Raw genomic sequence first — 1,213 nt, 5'->3', positions numbered from 1 at the left:
CTCGCCCTCTCTATCCGTTCCGCCGCGCTGCCTGCCCCGCCCCACCTGCCCCTCCCTGCCGATCACCCTCCCCCTCCCTGCCGAGGCTTCTGCCGGGCCGGGCCGGGGAGAGGCTGGGCTGTCGGTGCGGCGGGAGGGGCTGGGGTGTCGGTGCGGCGTGGGATGCTGGTCGGGATGGCTGCGCGTAAGAAGACCTCTGAGGATCCGCTGGCCCCCGTGACCCTGGCGGTGGGCCAGGAGGAGCTGCTCATCGACCGGGCCGTGCGGGTCGTGATCGACGCGGCGCGGGCCGCCGACGCCGACACCGACGTGCGCGATCTCGCGCCGGGGGAGCTGCAGCCGGGCACGCTCGCCGAGCTGACCAGTCCGTCGCTGTTCGCCGAGCGGAAGGTCGTGGTCGTGCGCGCGGCGCAGGACTTGGCGGCGGAGACGGTCAAGGACGTGAAGGCGTACCTGTCAGCGCCGGTGGAGGAGATCACCCTCGTCCTCGTGCACCCGGGCGGCGCGAAGGGCAAGGGGCTGCTGGACGCCGCACGCAAGGCGGGGGCGCGCGAGGTCGAATGCCCGAAGATGACCAAGCCGGCCGACCGGCTGGCTTTCGTGCGCGGCGAGTTCCGGACGCTGGGGCGCTCGGCGACGTCCGAGGCGTGCCAGGCGCTGGTCGATGCCATCGGCAGTGACCTGCGCGAGCTGGCTTCCGCCTGCACGCAGCTCACCGCCGACGTCGAGGGGACGATCGACGAGGCGGTGGTCGGCCGCTACTACACGGGCCGGGCGGAGGCCTCCAGCTTCACCGTCGCCGACCGGGCGGTCGAGGGCAGGGCGGCCGAGGCGCTGGAGACGCTGCGCTGGGCGGTGTCCACCGGTGTCGCGCCGGTGTTGATCACCAGCGCGCTGGCCCAGGGGGTGCGGGCCATCGGCAAGCTGGCCGGCGCCCCGCGCGGGGCGCGCCCCGGTGACCTGGCACGGGAGCTGGGTATGCCGCCGTGGAAGATCGACCGCGTGCGCCAGCAGATGCGCGGTTGGACGCCGGATGGCGTGGCTGCCGCGCTGCGGGCCGTCGCGGAGGCGGACGCGGCGGTGAAGGGCGCCGGCAGTGATCCGGAGTACGCGTTGGAGAAGGCCGTCGTCACCATCGCGGGCGCCGCCCGCTCCCGCTGACCGCCCCGAGTCCCGCCCGCTCCCGCTGACCGCCCGAACCTCAACCGCGCCC

The 1,213-nt window shown here is 74.9% G+C and carries 1 protein-coding gene; it reads left to right on the top strand.

Annotated features, from left to right (window positions below):
• Nucleotides 1-174: 174 nt before the first annotated feature.
• Nucleotides 175-1,161 carry a DNA polymerase III subunit delta gene (holA, locus tag AB8Z75_RS34875; protein ID WP_369209140.1) on the top strand — a complete coding sequence of 329 codons (987 nt, stop codon included), beginning with the start codon at nucleotides 175-177 and terminating at the stop codon, nucleotides 1,159-1,161.
• Nucleotides 1,162-1,213 lie beyond the last annotated feature (52 nt).

Origin of the sequence: Streptomyces sp. PU-14G (assembly GCF_041028275.1) — a bacterium.
Taxonomy (GTDB): domain Bacteria; phylum Actinomycetota; class Actinomycetes; order Streptomycetales; family Streptomycetaceae; genus Streptomyces.
Note: the sequence above shows the minus strand (reverse complement) of the source record. Positions and strands in the feature narration are given on the sequence as shown.

Bases quoted from the DNA above. Each gene is read 5' to 3' on its own strand.
- holA (WP_369209140.1), top strand. From the start codon at position 175: ATGGCTGCGCGTAAGAAGACCTCTGAGGATCCGCTGGCCCCCGTGACC.